This is a genomic window from Litoreibacter janthinus, assembly GCF_900111945.1.
In the GTDB taxonomy this organism is placed as follows: domain Bacteria; phylum Pseudomonadota; class Alphaproteobacteria; order Rhodobacterales; family Rhodobacteraceae; genus Litoreibacter; species Litoreibacter janthinus.
The window spans coordinates 2,971,443-2,985,766 of sequence record NZ_FOYO01000001.1 but is presented as its reverse complement, the minus strand read 5'-3'; the positions used below and the strand labels follow the sequence as shown (position 1 = coordinate 2,985,766).

Annotated in this window: 15 protein-coding genes; 9 read left to right on the top strand and 6 right to left on the bottom strand. The window is 59.1% G+C overall.

The features are described from left to right. Positions 1-63: 63 nt before the first annotated feature. The 3 genes from BM352_RS14920 to purB form a co-directional block, all read right to left on the bottom strand. A complete protein-coding gene (locus tag BM352_RS14920) occupies positions 64-1,164 on the bottom strand; it encodes a FliG C-terminal domain-containing protein (protein ID WP_175500703.1) in 1,101 nt (366 codons plus the stop codon). A gap of 174 nt (positions 1,165-1,338) precedes the next feature. Beyond that, entirely contained in the window at positions 1,339-1,500 is a 162-nt protein-coding gene (locus tag BM352_RS19005; protein WP_175500702.1) for a hypothetical protein, read from the bottom strand. Positions 1,501-1,613: 113 nt separating this feature from the next. Beyond that, positions 1,614-2,915, bottom strand: a complete 1,302-nt coding sequence (purB, locus tag BM352_RS14915; RefSeq protein WP_090218364.1) for an adenylosuccinate lyase — start codon at positions 2,913-2,915, stop codon at positions 1,614-1,616. A gap of 324 nt (positions 2,916-3,239) precedes the next feature. Here purB and BM352_RS14910 point away from each other — a divergent pair, with 324 nt between their 5' ends. After that, on the top strand, positions 3,240-3,671 hold the full coding sequence (locus BM352_RS14910) for a DUF6314 family protein (protein WP_090218362.1): 432 nt from the start codon (positions 3,240-3,242) through the stop codon (positions 3,669-3,671). Between the two features lie 10 nt (positions 3,672-3,681). On the opposite strand, the gene BM352_RS14905 is transcribed toward BM352_RS14910, so the two are convergent. Beyond that, the gene (locus BM352_RS14905) at positions 3,682-4,365 is read right to left on the bottom strand and encodes a helix-turn-helix transcriptional regulator (RefSeq protein ID WP_090218359.1); all 684 of its coding nucleotides are present in this window, start codon (positions 4,363-4,365) and stop codon (positions 3,682-3,684) included. 7 nt (positions 4,366-4,372) lie between these two features. Continuing rightward, on the bottom strand, positions 4,373-4,690 hold the full coding sequence (locus BM352_RS14900; protein ID WP_090218356.1) for an antibiotic biosynthesis monooxygenase family protein: 318 nt from the start codon (positions 4,688-4,690) through the stop codon (positions 4,373-4,375). 231 nt (positions 4,691-4,921) lie between these two features. Here BM352_RS14900 and BM352_RS14895 point away from each other — a divergent pair, with 231 nt between their 5' ends. Genes BM352_RS14895 through BM352_RS14880 form a run of 4 tightly spaced genes read left to right on the top strand, consistent with a single transcriptional unit; the run spans position 4,922 to position 7,498 of the window. Then, on the top strand, positions 4,922-5,134 hold the full coding sequence (locus BM352_RS14895; RefSeq protein WP_090218354.1) for a twin-arginine translocase TatA/TatE family subunit: 213 nt from the start codon (positions 4,922-4,924) through the stop codon (positions 5,132-5,134). Positions 5,135-5,176: 42 nt separating this feature from the next. Then, entirely contained in the window at positions 5,177-5,740 is a 564-nt protein-coding gene (gene tatB, locus BM352_RS14890) for a Sec-independent protein translocase protein TatB (protein ID WP_090218351.1), read from the top strand. Next, positions 5,737-6,648, top strand: coding sequence for a twin-arginine translocase subunit TatC (gene tatC, locus BM352_RS14885; RefSeq protein WP_090218348.1), 912 nt, complete (start codon positions 5,737-5,739; stop codon positions 6,646-6,648). Before tatB ends, tatC begins: the two co-directional genes overlap by 4 nt. A 10-nt stretch (positions 6,649-6,658) precedes the next feature. Continuing rightward, a complete protein-coding gene (locus BM352_RS14880) occupies positions 6,659-7,498 on the top strand; it encodes an ATP-binding protein (RefSeq protein ID WP_090220334.1) in 840 nt (279 codons plus the stop codon). Here BM352_RS14880 and BM352_RS14875 read toward each other — a convergent pair. After that, complete coding sequence (locus BM352_RS14875) at positions 7,495-7,971, bottom strand: RrF2 family transcriptional regulator (protein WP_090218346.1); 477 nt, start codon at positions 7,969-7,971, stop codon at positions 7,495-7,497. The genes BM352_RS14880 and BM352_RS14875 overlap by 4 nt on opposite strands. Positions 7,972-8,102: 131 nt before the next feature. On the opposite strand from BM352_RS14875, the gene cydD reads away from it, so the two are divergent. The 4 genes from cydD to cydB all read left to right on the top strand — a co-directional run bounded on the left by cydD (position 8,103) and on the right by cydB (position 14,315). Beyond that, the gene (gene cydD / locus BM352_RS14870; protein ID WP_245781002.1) at positions 8,103-9,776 is read left to right on the top strand and encodes a thiol reductant ABC exporter subunit CydD; all 1,674 of its coding nucleotides are present in this window, start codon (positions 8,103-8,105) and stop codon (positions 9,774-9,776) included. After that, positions 9,773-11,422 carry an amino acid ABC transporter ATP-binding/permease protein gene (locus tag BM352_RS14865; protein ID WP_090218344.1) on the top strand — a complete coding sequence of 550 codons (1,650 nt, stop codon included), beginning with the start codon at positions 9,773-9,775 and terminating at the stop codon, positions 11,420-11,422. Before cydD ends, BM352_RS14865 begins: the two co-directional genes overlap by 4 nt. 113 nt (positions 11,423-11,535) lie before the next feature. Further along, positions 11,536-13,146: a cytochrome ubiquinol oxidase subunit I gene (locus tag BM352_RS14860; RefSeq protein WP_090218341.1), complete on the top strand. Its 1,611-nt coding sequence runs from the start codon at positions 11,536-11,538 to the stop codon at positions 13,144-13,146. A 5-nt stretch (positions 13,147-13,151) separates the two neighbouring features. Beyond that, positions 13,152-14,315, top strand: coding sequence for a cytochrome d ubiquinol oxidase subunit II (gene cydB / locus BM352_RS14855; protein WP_090218339.1), 1,164 nt, complete (start codon positions 13,152-13,154; stop codon positions 14,313-14,315). Positions 14,316-14,324: the final 9 nt, after the last annotated feature.

Here is a 14,324-nt window from a genome sequence, read left to right as displayed (position 1 = left end):
AGATTGAAGAATGGGCGGCCTTGTTGGGGCCGCCCTTTTTCTTTTTCGGGTTAAGAAGCCGTGTCAGGCATCGCCCTCGTCGATAGTTATCAGGGTCAGATCGCCGCTTTCCTCGAGTTGGCGAATTGCGGCGGTGAGCTTGCCCATCGCCGCTTCCGCCGCCTTGCCGGAAAGTGGTGCCGCTTCGGCCAATTCTTCGCGGATGGCGTCGCCCATGCGCTTGGAGAGGTTGGCGATGATGAACTCTACGACTTCGGGATGTGCCTCAGAGCCAGCTTTGAGGGCCGCGTTCAACTCGTCGCCGGGTAGAACGCGGATTATGGCAGGCACATCGGTCGGTTGCAGCCGCGTGAGGATGTCCGCGAAGGTGAAGATCGCCTTGCGCACTTGGGCCGCGAAGATCGTATCGAGCGTGTCGAGGGCTTCGAGGATCGCGTCGCGTTGGGTCGCAGCCGCAGCATTGAGCAAGGCGGCAGCGCGCGCGACAGGTTTGGTGGTGAAGGCTCCGCCTTGGGTTTGGTTTTCGTTTCCGTTCAAGATTGCCTGCGCCACAATATCAACGGTTTCGGGTCGCACGGCTGCGGTTTCAGACATGGCGAAGGTCACGGCATTGGCGGTTTCAAATTCCAACAGCTCCATCACATTTGTAGAGGCGGCTGCGGGCAGCTTCGACATGATAATCGCCCCCACGCGCGGGCTTTCGGCGGCAACTAGCTCTGCCAGTGTCTCCACGGGGAGGTCTGCGATCATCTCCCACGTGTTTTTGGGCAGAGTCGGGCTGTGAATCTGGCGCATTCGCTCCAGAAGGCTGTCACTCAGGTTGCCTTCCAGCGCATCAAGCGCCGCAGAGGTGTCGACGGGAAAACTGAGGCCATGCGCATCAAGATGTCGGGCGAATTCGGTCAGGACAGCGGCAACGGTGGCCTTGTTGATGGGCCCCATAGAGGCATAGACACGCGCCAGATGCACTTGCGTGGCTTCTGACATGACGGCGAGCGGGATTGAGCCGCCCGCGTGCAGGATCATTTGGACAATAACGGCCGCCTTTTGCGCGCCGGTCAACGCGAGCGGCGTGTCGGATCCATCAAAAGAAAATGCTGTCGTAGCGATCTTGCCGCCAATCCCAAGCCCGACGCTGCCGCGCGGCTGTGTCACCAAATCCATGGCCTGTCCCATCCCGTTAATCGTCTCGCACCGTTTAATAGAAGGGACGGACGTTAACGGAAGGTGAGGAGCAAAGTGTGGGATAAGTCGGGTTTTAGCGAAATGCAGTGGGGGCGGCGCTGGATATCCAGAGCCGCCCCCAATTTCTGTCACGGGTCGTGTCGCGCAGCTGGCTTAGCCTGTCGGCTGCGCCACGCAAGCGCCTTTTTCAGCATCCCAGGTGGATCCTGCTTGGCACGATGCGGCCTGCTTGTGCTGCCCGAAGGCGCATTCCGCTGATGCAATCGCCGGCGTCAGGGTGAGGGCGAGAGCGGCCAATAGTGTTTTGGTCTTCATCTGAATTTCTCTCCTGTTGGTCTGTACCGAAAAAGATAGCATGAGAGTCTTCAAAATCAAAACGCCCGCGCATTGGGCGGGCGTTCGACAGTTTTTGATTTTTGGTGCGGGCCTTAACCAAATACGCGCTTGAAGATCGTATCGACATGCTTGGTGTGGTAACCCATGTCGAATTTCTCTTTGATCGCGTCCACGCCAAGGGCTGCGACGACGTCTTCGTCCGCCAGCAATTGTTCTTGAAAATCAACGCGATGCTCCCAGACCTTCAACGCGTTGCGCTGGACCATGGCGTAGGCATCCTCGCGGCTGACGCCAGCTTGCGTAAGAGCAAGCAGCACACGCTGGGACATCACCAGTCCGGGGAACTTGTTCATGTTGTCGAGCATGTTGTCTGGGAAGATCAACATTTTGTCGATCACGCCTGTCAGACGGGCAAGCGCGAAATCCAGAGTGATTGTGGTGTCGGGGCCAATCATGCGTTCTACCGAGGAGTGGGAGATGTCGCGTTCGTGCCAAAGCGCCACGTTCTCCATCGCAGGGACCACTGCCATGCGAATGGTGCGCGCCAGACCCGTAAGGTTTTCGGTCAGGATGGGGTTCTTTTTGTGCGGCATCGCGGAGGAGCCCTTTTGGCCCATGGAGAAGAACTCCGCGCCTTCCAGCACTTCTGTACGCTGCATGTGGCGGATTTCGGTCGCGATGTTTTCGATAGAGGAGGCGACCACACCGAGGGCCGCGAAGAACGCCGCGTGGCGGTCGCGGGGGATGACTTGCGTGGAGATCGGCTCTGGCGACAGGCCCAGCTTTTCGCAGACATGTTCCTCAACGCGAGGGTCCACATTGGCGAAAGTCCCAATCGCGCCGGAAATGGCGCCGGTGGAGATTTCGTCACGTGCAGTGCGCAGGCGGGTCAGGTTGCGGTCCATTTCGGCATAGAAGCGTGCGAAAGTCAGGCCCATGGTGGTCGGCTCGGCATGGATGCCGTGCGAGCGGCCAACGCGCAGGGTATCTTTGTGCTCCATCGCGCGACGTTTCAGGGCGGCGAGCAGGCCTTCCACGTCGGCAATCAGGATGTCAGCGGCGCGAACAAGCTGCACATTGAAACAGGTGTCGAGCACGTCAGACGAAGTCATGCCCTGATGTACAAAACGGGCTTCTTCAGAGCCGACATGCTCGGCCAGATGGGTCAGGAAGGCGATGACGTCATGCTTTGTCACCGCCTCGATTTCGTCAATGCGGGCCACGTCGAACTCGACGTCCTTGGCTTTCCAAACGGCTTCAGCGTTCTCACGCGGGATCACGCCCAGATCGGCCATGGCGTCGCAGGCGTGCGCCTCGATCTCGTACCAGATGCGAAATTTGGTCTCGGGGGACCAGATGGCAACCATCTCGGGGCGGGAATAGCGAGGGATCATATCAAGCGCTTTCAAGTTTTGTGTGGCAGTTGCGGCGGTCTTAGACTGACCCCGCGTGAGGGACAACCGAAGATAGCAGCCTGAGACAGGGCGTCGCTGCCCTTTGCACTTATTTTATGATATGCTTATCCAGTTGGCTTACGGCCCACCGTCGCCGCGACAGTAAGGGCAATTGGCGGATGGGCGGGGATCGCTAATCTGAAATACGGGTATCGCTCGACGGATGCTTTTCGCGAGGCGGGGAGGAGCGATAACGCGACCTTAAGGGTTATTGAAGACAGTGGCGCACAACTTGGTAGCGCCTGGTCAGAGTGAGGGGATGGGATGCACAAAGGCTTGGACCAATTCGAAGGCGAATGGCAACTGGCACGCATCATCGAGGATCGCCGCAACGGCATTGAAGGGCGTTTGGCGGGCATTGCCACATTCACGCGGTCCGGTCCTTTGGAGATGCAGTACTCTGAAGAAGGGGAGCTGGTCTACGGCCAGCAAGCGGCAATGCTGGCCACCCGCCGTTATATCTGGCGCGGGTTCGAGGGGGAGTTCGCCAACAAAATCGCGGTCGAGTTCGGGGATGGCCGCCCTTTTCATGTGATCGCGCTGGACCGGTCGATGCCCGACGACAATCATCACTGTGACCCCGATGTCTACCATGTCAGCTACGACTTTTCGCACTGGCCGGAATGGGAAGCAGTGTGGCGCGTCGTTGGTCCCGCGAAGGACTACCGCATGATCTCCCGCTACACGCGGGGCTGAGGCGGCTGCTTCAGCACTTTACCTTTTGTCGGGCGATAAAGTCGGCCAGCGACTTGCCTTGTTCCTCTACGAAGAGTTCGGCCAATGGCTTCAAGGCGCGGATGCGGTCGGCGCGGAACAGACGGAAATCCCCGCGCAATTCGCACCAAGCCGAGACCGTCCAGACGCGCCCCCAATATTCCATTTGCAGCGGTCGGATGATCCGCTCTGACGGCGTGCCTTCTGCGGTGGCATAAGTGATGCTGAGTTTCTGGCGGGTGCGGATCGCCGTGCGTAGTTGCGGCATGAAACGAAAACCACCGGCTGCGTCCTTGAACGGGTAAACCGCGAAGCCCCAGCCAGTGGGCGGCGCGGTGCGGTCTTCTGGCAGCACCGCATCGATCTTGGCGGACAGCGAGCGGGCGGCTCCTTGCAATTCTTCATCGGCCACCTCACCTACGATCGCCATACCCAGATGAAGTGCTTCCAACTCCGTCATCGTCAGGTTCAGCGGGGGCAGGGTAATGGGGGCTGTCATCATGTAGCCCAGCCCCCGCTCGCCCTCGACAGGGACGCCTGACAGTTGCAGCGTTTCCATGTCCCGGTAGATCGTGCGCACGGACACTTCCAGCTCCCGCGCCAGGTCTTCAGCGCGATGCAGGCGGCCGTTGCGCAACAGCAGGATCAAGTCGAACAGGCGGTCGGTGCGTCTCATGGAGTCCTCATGGGGCGGCCATGAAAACTGTCTCGTGCCGCATTTCCAAGGTTTCGTGGTTTAATGCTTCGCCCATATCAGGCGCAAAAGTCTGCCGGCCAAAGCTGTCCTGCGCCGCCTTGGCGCACGCCGCGTTTGCCCAAAGGATGTTATCCGTCCACCGGCCGTCAGCGCCACGTGTCACTTGACGGCCCAGAAAGCCGGGCATGCCGTCCACCCAGCTCTGGGTAGCGCGCAAAGTTGCGAGGAAAGCGGATTGGTCGGTGCCGTCTTTGAGAGTGAAAGTTACGATTTCTGCAACCTGTGGGCCGGTGTTGATGGTCATGGGAAAGCTCCTGAGGTGATTCTGTTTGAATATGAGCTTTGTGACACCCCACTACTGACATAAACCTGTCAGTAGGCTTTCCGCAAGTTGCACATCGCTGCTTTTCGACAGCATTTCCCCCCGACTGGGGCGTTTTGCGCCTTTTCCCCGACCTGTCGAACCCCTAGATAGAAGGCAGACATATTCATCCGCGCAGCATCCGTTCTGAGCGCGACCAAGGGAGACCTAAACATGTTGAACAATATCGGATTGCCGGGCCTGCTGCTTATTGCTGTTGTCGTTCTGGTGCTTTTCGGACGCGGCAAGATTTCCGGCCTGATGGGCGAAGTCGGCAAAGGCATCACTGCGTTCAAGAAGGGCGTTGATGACAGCTCCAAGGAATTGGACGAGGCGGATGTGGCTTTGAAAGACGTCACTCCCGAAGACGAAAAAGACAAAGTCTGAGTCTCGTGAGCAGGGCCGGAATGCGGACCGGAGGCGTGCGCCATGTTTGACATTGGCATGACCGAGCTTTTGGTGATCGGGCTTGTGGCCCTGATCGTGGTTGGCCCCAAGGATCTACCGGGCATGTTTCGCACGCTTGGGCAATTCACTGCGAAAGCCAAGCGCATGGCCCGCGAGTTCAGCCGCGCCATGGAAGACGCCGCCGATGAGGCAGGGGTCAAGGATGTGGCGAACACGGTGAAAGCTGCGGCGAACCCCAAGAAGATGGGGCTCGACAAAATCCGAGAAGCGACGAATTTCGACAAATACCCCGACGGCTCCGAAACCAAGAAATTGGCTAAGGAGCGCGCTGAGGCGGCTGAGAAAATCCGCGCCTCGACGGCGAAAGCCGCTGAAACACGTATCGCTAAAGAAGCGGAAGCTGCGGCGACTGCCGATGCCTCTGCCGCAAAGCCCAAGGCTGCAGCGAAACCCAAGGCCAAGGCTGCTGCCAAGCCCAAGGCCGCTGCGAAGCCGAAAGCCGCGGCCAAGCCGAAGACTGCTGCGAAGCCTAAGCCCGCCTCGAAGCCCAAAGCTGCCGCAAAGCCGAAGAAAGCTGACACATGAGCGCCGAGAGCGATATCGACGATAGCTCCGCCCCACTGATCGAACATCTGGCCGAGTTGCGCACCCGCGTGATCCGTGCGGCCATGGCGTTTATTGTGGGCATGATCATCTGCTTCACCTTCGGCAGCGCAATTCTGGATTTCCTGTTGGTTCCGATCGAGAACACGATGCGGTCGCTGGGCAATCCCAACCCGGTCATGCAATACACCGCGCCGCAGGAATACTTTTTCACGCTGATCCGTATTTCCATGGTGGGGGGGCTGTTCGTGTCGTTCCCTGTGATCGGCTATCAGCTGTGGCGGTTCGTGGCGCCGGGTCTCTATAAAAACGAAAAGAACGCGTTTTTGCCTTTCTTGATCGCGTCGCCGATGCTGTTTCTTTTGGGCGCGGCCTTCGCGCATTACATCGTTGTGCCATTGGCGATGCAGTTCTTCTTGGGCTTCGCAGACCTGCCGTCCTTTTTTGCGGCAATGGTCGCATCGGGCGAGATCGTCGACGCCACGACAAGCACCGGCATCGACATCGTCTTCAACGGCAAAGTCAACGAAAGCCTTGATATTACACTGAAAATGATTGTGGCCTTTGGCCTGTGTTTCCAGCTTCCGGTGCTGCTAACGCTGATGGGTAAGGCTGGTTTGGCCACCGCCGAAGGGCTGCGCAATACTCGTAAATATGCCGTCGTGGGCATTTTGGTCGTCGCCGCCTTGGTCACGCCGCCGGATGTGACGACGCAGTTGATTTTGTTTGTTGTGGTCTATGGCCTTTATGAAATCTCGATCTTCCTCGTCGCGCGTGTCGAGAAAGAGCGTGAAGTCAAACTGCGCGAAGAGGGGCTTTGGGACGACGAAGATGACCTCGGCGATGACGAGGACGACAGCGAAACCCATACCGAAGATCGCGGACCGTAAGATGAACGGCATGATCGACGACCCGATGGACCGCATTGCCGCCGCGTTGGAACGCATGTCTCCACCACCCGGCGATGCCCCTGATTTCGACAGCGCCTCCGCGTTTTTATGGCATGTCGATCCGGACCGCCTTGCGGCAGTCCACAACGTCAATGGCATAGCACTTGATCTCTTGATCGGGATCGAGCGGGCGCGCGATACGCTGCACGCCAACACTTTACAGTTCGCCAAAGGGTTCGCGGCCAATAATGCGTTGCTTTGGGGCTCACGGGGGATGGGTAAATCCTCGCTGGTCAAGGCCGTGCATGGCGATATCGTCGGCGCTGGCTTGCCGCTGAAACTGGTCGAAGTGCAACGCGAAGACCTGCCTTCCATCGGGCGGCTGCTGAACCTGCTGCGCGCTTCGGACCATCGCTTCGTGCTCTATTGCGACGACCTGAGCTTCAGTCATGACGACCAGCACTATAAATCGCTTAAGGCTGTTTTGGACGGGGGCATCGAAGGCCGACCGGACAATGTCATTTTCTATGCCACCTCGAACCGCAGGCATTTGATGCCGCGTGATATGATCGAGAACGAACGGGGTGGGGCGATAAACCCGTCTGAGGCGACGGAAGAAAAGGTGTCGCTGTCTGACCGCTTTGGTCTGTGGCTTGGCTTCCACCCCTGCACGCAGGACGAATATCTCGATATGATCCGCGGGTATTGCGCGGCGCATGATGTGACGATTGACGACGACACCCTCCGGGCGGAAGCGATCGAGTGGCAGCAAACCCGAGGTGGCCGTTCAGGACGCGTTGCGTGGCAGTACTTTACAGATTTGGCCGGACGTCAGGGGATGTCTGTTTAAGCTTTTGCTGGTTGCAGGCAGTCGTGGTCTTCGATGCGCGGCGTCATGTCCAAAAGCTTGTTGAGCCCGCAATTCCCCTTCACCAGATCTTCGAGCGTCACCATATCGAGTTCGTGGTAAAACGCCTCCAGCGCGCGGGTGATGAAACTGCGCAGGCGACAGGTCGCAGCGAGAGGACAGGTGTTGGTCTCAGCATCGAAGCACTCCGCAAAGGGTGCGCCTGACTCAAAAAGACGGAACACTTCGCCGATCGAGATTTGGTCCATCGCGCGCGTGAGGCGGATGCCACCGCTGCGCCCGCGCAGCGTCTCCACAAAGCCGCCGCCTTGCAACAGGTTCACGACCTGGAGCAAGTGATTGACCGACGCATTACACTTCGCGGCAATCTCGGACGTGCGAACGGTTAGACCGTCATTGACCGCACAGGCCATCAAAATACGGGTGGCAAGGTTTGTCCGAGTGGTCAGTCGCATAAAAGTCTCATCGCAAGATCAAGTTTAGTTAGTCTAGGGTGGTCATCTGGCCGTGTTGTTGATCCAGATCATATCTACACCGCCAAGTGAGGAATATCTGATGCCAAAGACTCGAGTTTAAAGGATGCCTCGTGACAGAACAGCAGGATGCTTCCGATGGCGTGGACCCTAAGGCTCCGCGAAGCTTAGCGCTGTGGCTGGCGTCAGGGGCAGACTTCCAGAGGCGCGCTGCTGCGCTGTCTTTGGCGTCAAGCCTCGTCTGGCCGCTTCAAGCCGCTTTGGTCGCCTTTGCAATTGCGGGACTTCTGGTTGACGACAGCATCCCGCCCCTCAAGGTTGCGCTGGCGTTTGTACTTTTTGGCGTTCTGCGTGCGGGGTTGAGCTATTTGTCGGAAACGCAGTCTGATGCGGCATCCGACACCATTATCCGAGAATTGCGCAGCTACGTGCTTGCCACCGAGGCCCGTCGCGCCGCGAGCAGCCCGTTTGGCGGGGCGGGCAGTATTTCCGCGCTTGCCGGAGAAAAGTTGGATCTGCTCGCGCCCTACATCACGCGCTATGCGCCCGCAAAGGCGCGGGTGATGGTTGTACCCTTGGTGATCCTTGCGCTGGCGCTGTGGAACTCATGGGCTGTGGCAGTGATCTTCGCGATATCCGGCCCACTGATCCCAGTGTTTATGGCACTGGTCGGGATGGCGGCCAAGGAAGCCAGCCAGCGCCAGATGGACGAGATCGGCAACCTGAACGATATGCTTGTCGAACGGCTCTCCGCCTTGGTCGACATTCGTTTGCTTGGCGCGGGAGACACGGTGATGGCAGGGTTTGCAGCGAAGGCAGCGGACCTGCGGCAACGGACGATGGTGGTTTTGCGCGTGGCGTTCTTATCGTCAACCGTGCTGGAACTGTTCGCCGCGATTGGTGTGGCGATGGTGGCGGTCTATGTCGGGTTTTCCTTGCTTGGCGTGCTTGAGTTCGGCGCATGGGGCGCGCCGCTTTCGCCAGAGGCGGGGGTCTTCCTTTTGCTTCTTGCACCGGAGTTCTACCAACCCATGCGAGATCTATCAGCCGCGTGGCACGATAAGGCCGCGGCGGAAGCCGTAGGGGCGGATCTGGCAAACTGGGACGCAGGGAAAACACCTGACCTTATGGGGGCAGGGGGACCGGCAGAGCCACTGTTCGGGCCAGCTCGGATTGCACTGAACGGGTGCGTTCTGGAGGGCGGGATCGTCTTGCCCGATATGCGCATTGAGGCGGGCGAAAGCGTGGCGTTGATGGGCCCAAGCGGTGCGGGAAAAACCTCAGCACTTCGACTGATGGCCGGCCTGTCCGCCCCGGAGTCCGGGCAGGTCAGTGTCGCTGACCGCACACTTGATGCGAGCAACGCGGACGCGTGGCGCGCACGCATCGGTTGGATGCCGCAATCACCGCATTTCCTGAACGCAAGCTTGAGGCAGAACCTGACGCTCGGGCGTGGCGGGGACCCTGACAGGGCCCTTCAGCAGGCGGCAGTAGCAGACGTCGTGGCGGCTCTGCCAGCAGGGTTAAACACAAAGCTTGGCGAAACCGGGGGCGGCCTGTCCGGTGGAGAGGCGCGGCGGGTGACGCTCGCACGGGCCATCCACGGGATGCCTGACATAATCCTAGCGGACGAGCCCACAGCGGACCTTGATGCGCAAACAGCGCAAGCGGTTGCGGACGGGCTTCTGGCGCAGGCGCGACGCGGGGCGACCTTGATAATTGCCACGCATGACAAAGACTTAGCGGCGCGCATGGATCGGGTCATCATGATCGGAGAGCCCACATGAAAGCGCTTTGGACGATCTTCCAAATGATCCTGAGCACGCAACGCGCGGCGCTGACGCGAGGTGCACTTTTGAGCTTGGTCGTGCTGCTAATGGGCGCGGCGCTTTTGGGGCTGTCGGGTTGGTTCATCACGGCTGCTGCTGCGGCAGGTTTGGCAGGGTTGGGCGCTGTGTTTGATGTGTTCAGGCCCTCCGCGATGGTGCGATTTCTGGCGCTTGGCCGTGCGGCCGCACGCTATGGCGAACGCGTGTTAACACATGACGCTACGCTGCGAGCGCTTGAGGTTTTGCGCCTGCGTTTGCTGGGCGGGCTGCTGACGGCGGAGTACGCGCGCATGATCCGTCTGAGGGGAGCGCAGGCGCTCAACAGACTGACAGCTGATGTTGATGCGCTTGACGGTATATCGCTGCGACTTGTCTTGCCGGTACTGGCAGGGATATTCGCCCAGTTGACGGCATTTGTCGTGCTATGGGTCCTTGTCGGCCTGCCGGTTGCGCTCTGGGTGCTCGTCGGTTTTGTCGGTGGGGCGGCCTTAATTTTCTGGCGAACGGCGCAACGAACGGCCCCGTTATCGCGGCGTGCAGAGGCCGCAGGGCAAGCTTTCCGCTCGCGCTTTATTGACCTGATCCGAGCGCGCCGCGACCTTGCGGTTCAGGGACGCCTGACGGCACAAGCAGATTTTGCTTTGGCAGCCGATGAAAGACGGTTCGACTTGCAGCGCGTTCAGGATCGCGCCGAACGGCAAGCTGGTGCCGCGATGCAGGTTCTGGGCTCAGTGGTTGGGGCAGGGGCTTTATTCCTAGGTATCACGATGGCGCAGGGAGGCAGCATCTCCCCGGCTTTGGCAGCGCTCGGGTTTTTTACCACCTTGGCCTTGGCTGAGACGCTGGCACCGCTCCGTCGTGGCGCAGCTGAATTGGGGCGCATGGTCGAGGCTGCGCGTAGGGTGTCGCGGGATGTGGCGCAGCCTGCGCCAGTCGCGGCAGGTGGCCGCATCACCGGAGGGGTTTTGCGTTTGGAAGGTATTGCGCTGAACCGCATGATGACAGTGGCATCCTTGGTGAAGAACCTGAGCCTGACCGTGGAACTTGGAGAGACCGTCGCCATGACGGGCCCCAGTGGGGCGGGCAAGTCGACAGTCTTGCTGGCGTTGGCGGGGCTGCATCCGTTGGCCGCGGGGCAGATCACTTTCGGGGGCGTGCAACTTGCAGATTTGGACGAAGCCGCATTGCGCGAGCAGGTTGCTTTGTTGCCACAACGAAGCGCGTTGATGGAAGGCACGGTTGCCGATGTATTGCGCCTCGCTGATCCGCAGGCAGATGACGTGCTGCTTTGGCGTGTTCTGGCTGCGGTTCAGCTGGATCACACCTTGGCCGCGCGTCAGGGGCTGAGCACATGGATCGGCGCACGCGGCGAGGGGGTGTCGGGCGGGGAGGCGCGACGCCTGACTTTGGCCCGCGTGCTTTTGCGAACCCCGTCTGTGCTGCTTTTGGATGAGCCGACCGAAGGTTTGGACGAAGCAACCGCCGCTGCTGTCTTGCGCGGAATCCGCGCATTTTTACCGCAAGCCGCTATCGTCGTCGCGGCCCATCGACGTATTGAGACGCAATTCGCCGACAGAGTAGTGGCGCTAAATAACTCATATTAAAGATATGACTTATTGATCCAGATCAATGCTGCCAGCTCCGATATTCATGATACATTCAAAAATGAGAATTTGAATCTGAGGGTGAATCCCCTCTGATATCTGGAGCTGAAGATATGGAATTTGGGATCGTTGAGCTGTCGCGCCTGCAATTTGCGATGACGGCTATGTATCACTTTCTTTTCGTGCCGCTGACGCTGGGTTTGTCAATCCTCGTGGCGATCATGGAAACGGTCTATGTGATGACCAACCGCCCCATCTGGCGGCAAATGACGAAGTTTTGGGGCACATTGTTCGGGATCAACTTTGTTCTCGGGGTGGCGACAGGCATCACCATGGAATTCCAGTTCGGGATGAACTGGAGCTACTACAGCCACTACGTGGGAGATATATTCGGGGCCCCCTTGGCCATCGAAGGGCTTATGGCCTTCTTTCTCGAAGCGACCTTTGTCGGGCTCTTCTTCTTTGGCTGGGATAAACTGAGCAAGGTCGCCCACCTGACAGTTGCTTGGCTCGTCGCCATCGGGTCGAACTTTTCGGCGCTTTGGATTCTGATCGCCAATGGCTGGATGCAAAACCCGGTCGGGGCCGAATTCAACCCGATGACCATGCGTATGGAGATGACGGACTTTTTTGAGGTCCTGTTCAACGAAGTGGCGCAGGCTAAATTTGTGCATACCGTGTCCGCTGGTTATGTGACCGCGTCGGTATTCGTGCTTGGCGTTTCGGCTTGGTACATGCTGCGGGGCCGTCATATCGAACTGGCCCGCCGGTCGATCACTGTGGCCGCCGCATTTGGTCTGGCATCGGCGTTCTCGGTTGTGCTGCTGGGGGACGAATCCGGTTATTCGGCAACCCACAGCCAGAAGATGAAGCTCGCCGCGATTGAGGCGATGTGGGACACCCATGAAGCCCCTGCGCCGTTCAACCTGATCGGCTTCCCCGACCAAGAGACCCGTGAAACGCATTACGCGATTGAGATTCCTTGGGCGATGGGTCTGATTGGCACTCGATCTTTGACCACTGAAATCCCCGGGATCAACGATCTGGTGGCCACAGCTGAGGACCGTATCCGCTCTGGCATGATCGCCTATGAGGCGTTGCTGGAAGTGCGTGAAAAACGCGATGCAACCGACCCGCTGACGATGGCGAAGTTCGAGGCACATTCGGCCGACTTGGGCTTTGCCTTCTTGCTGAAAAAATACGTCGACAACCCGCTGGACGCGACAGAGGAGCAGATCGTTGCCGCCTCCAATGACACGGTGCCGACTGTTTGGCCGCTGTTCTGGGCGTTCCGACTGATGGTTGGCCTTGGCTTCGGCTTCGTCGCAACCATGGGCTATTTCTTCTACCGCGCGTCGTTCAAGGGGATGAATTTCCCCCGCCCAGCCTTGCACATGGCTGTTTGGATGATCCCTGCGCCGTGGATTGCCGCAGAGCTGGGGTGGTTTGTTGCCGAGTTTGGCCGCCAACCTTGGACCGTGGATGGTGTGTTGCCCACCGCGATGTCGGTCTCTGCCTTGTCGATGACAGAGGTGGCTCTGACGCTGGCGGGGTTCGTCGTGTTCTACACGGTGCTGTTCATAATCGAGATGGGGCTGATGCTGAAATTCATCCGCAAGGGGCCGTATCAGGACGTGGACGAGACCGAGGCTTGGAACACGCGTCACAATGATCGCTTGGCCGGACGGCGTAACGCCGACGCCATAGCCATGCCAGCGGAGTAAGAGACATGATTTTGCATGAATTGCTGAGCTACGAACTGTTGCGTGTCATCTGGTGGGGCCTTCTGGGCGTGCTGTTGATCGGCTTTGCCCTGACGGACGGGTTCGACATGGGCGTTGGTGCCTTGCTGCCTTTCGTTGGAAAAACCGACATTGAGCGTCGCGTAGCCATCAACACCGTCGGCCCTGTCTGGGAGGGGAACCAAGTTTGGTTCATCCTCGGCGGTGGCGCGATCTTTGCCGCTTGGCCGCCGCTCTACGCGGTGAGCTTCTCGGGCTTCTATCTGGCGATGTTCGTCATTTTGTCCTGTTTCATTGTGCGCCCGGTGGCGTTCAAATACCGCTCCAAGCGCGAAGACCCACGCTGGCGCACGGCTTGGGACTGGGCATTGTTTGCCAGTGGTGCTGTGCCGGCACTCTTGTTCGGAGTTGCGGTGGGGAACGTCATCCAAGGTGTGCCGTTCCACTTCACTGACGACCTTCACACCATCTACGAGGGCGCATGGTATATGAAGTTCATCGGCCTGCTGGACCCATTCTCGATTTTGGCCGGTGTGGTGTCGCTGTCGATGCTGGTGATGCATGGTGGGGCGTGGTTGACGCTGAAGGCCGAGGGTATTGTTCAAACCCGTGCCCGCGCCATTGGATCCGTCGCTGCGTTGGTGGCCGTGGGAACCTATGTGCTGGCTGGGTTGTGGTTGGCGGTCGGGATCGAAGGGTTCCGCATTGTCGGCGACTACGTCACCGACGGGCCGTCCAACCCGCTGCATTTCGAAGTAGAGCGCACTGCCAGCTGGCTCACTTCCTATCAGGATCGCCCTTGGATTGTGGTCGCCCCTGTTATGGGCATCATCGGCGGCCTGCTGACGTTCCTGGGCCTGCGGGCGGGGCGCGAGGTGTCGACCCTGCTGTTCTCCAAAATGGCAATCTTCGGGGTGATCTCTTCGGTCGGTCTGACGATGTTCCCGTTCATCATGCCGTCGTCAAGTGATCCACGGTCGTCGCTGACGGTCTGGAACAGCTCGTCGTCGCATTTGACCTTGTTCATCATGCTGGTGGCCACTGCAATCTTTTTGCCGCTGATCCTGATGTACACCGCATGGGTCTACAAAGTGCTCTGGGGCAAGGTCACCGAGGCAGACGTCACCGACAATTCTCATTCCGTTTACTGAAGAAAGGAC

What these genes read in the sequence shown, in the direction of transcription:
- BM352_RS14900 (WP_090218356.1), bottom strand. Translation starts at nt 4,690, where the DNA reads ATGACCATCAACACCGGCCCACAGGTTGCAGAAATCGTAACTTTCACT.
- BM352_RS14880 (WP_090220334.1), top strand. Translation starts at nt 6,659, where the DNA reads ATGATCGACGACCCGATGGACCGCATTGCCGCCGCGTTGGAACGCATG.
- tatB (WP_090218351.1), top strand. Translation starts at nt 5,177, where the DNA reads ATGTTTGACATTGGCATGACCGAGCTTTTGGTGATCGGGCTTGTGGCC.
- purB (WP_090218364.1), bottom strand. Translation starts at nt 2,915, where the DNA reads ATGATCCCTCGCTATTCCCGCCCCGAGATGGTTGCCATCTGGTCCCCC.
- cydB (WP_090218339.1), top strand. Translation starts at nt 13,152, where the DNA reads ATGATTTTGCATGAATTGCTGAGCTACGAACTGTTGCGTGTCATCTGG.
- BM352_RS14895 (WP_090218354.1), top strand. Translation starts at nt 4,922, where the DNA reads ATGTTGAACAATATCGGATTGCCGGGCCTGCTGCTTATTGCTGTTGTC.
- BM352_RS19005 (WP_175500702.1), bottom strand. Translation starts at nt 1,500, where the DNA reads ATGAAGACCAAAACACTATTGGCCGCTCTCGCCCTCACCCTGACGCCG.
- BM352_RS14910 (WP_090218362.1), top strand. Translation starts at nt 3,240, where the DNA reads ATGCACAAAGGCTTGGACCAATTCGAAGGCGAATGGCAACTGGCACGC.
- BM352_RS14875 (WP_090218346.1), bottom strand. Translation starts at nt 7,971, where the DNA reads ATGCGACTGACCACTCGGACAAACCTTGCCACCCGTATTTTGATGGCC.
- BM352_RS14920 (WP_175500703.1), bottom strand. Translation starts at nt 1,164, where the DNA reads ATGGATTTGGTGACACAGCCGCGCGGCAGCGTCGGGCTTGGGATTGGC.
- BM352_RS14865 (WP_090218344.1), top strand. Translation starts at nt 9,773, where the DNA reads ATGAAAGCGCTTTGGACGATCTTCCAAATGATCCTGAGCACGCAACGC.
- BM352_RS14905 (WP_090218359.1), bottom strand. Translation starts at nt 4,365, where the DNA reads ATGAGACGCACCGACCGCCTGTTCGACTTGATCCTGCTGTTGCGCAAC.
- BM352_RS14860 (WP_090218341.1), top strand. Translation starts at nt 11,536, where the DNA reads ATGGAATTTGGGATCGTTGAGCTGTCGCGCCTGCAATTTGCGATGACG.
- tatC (WP_090218348.1), top strand. Translation starts at nt 5,737, where the DNA reads ATGAGCGCCGAGAGCGATATCGACGATAGCTCCGCCCCACTGATCGAA.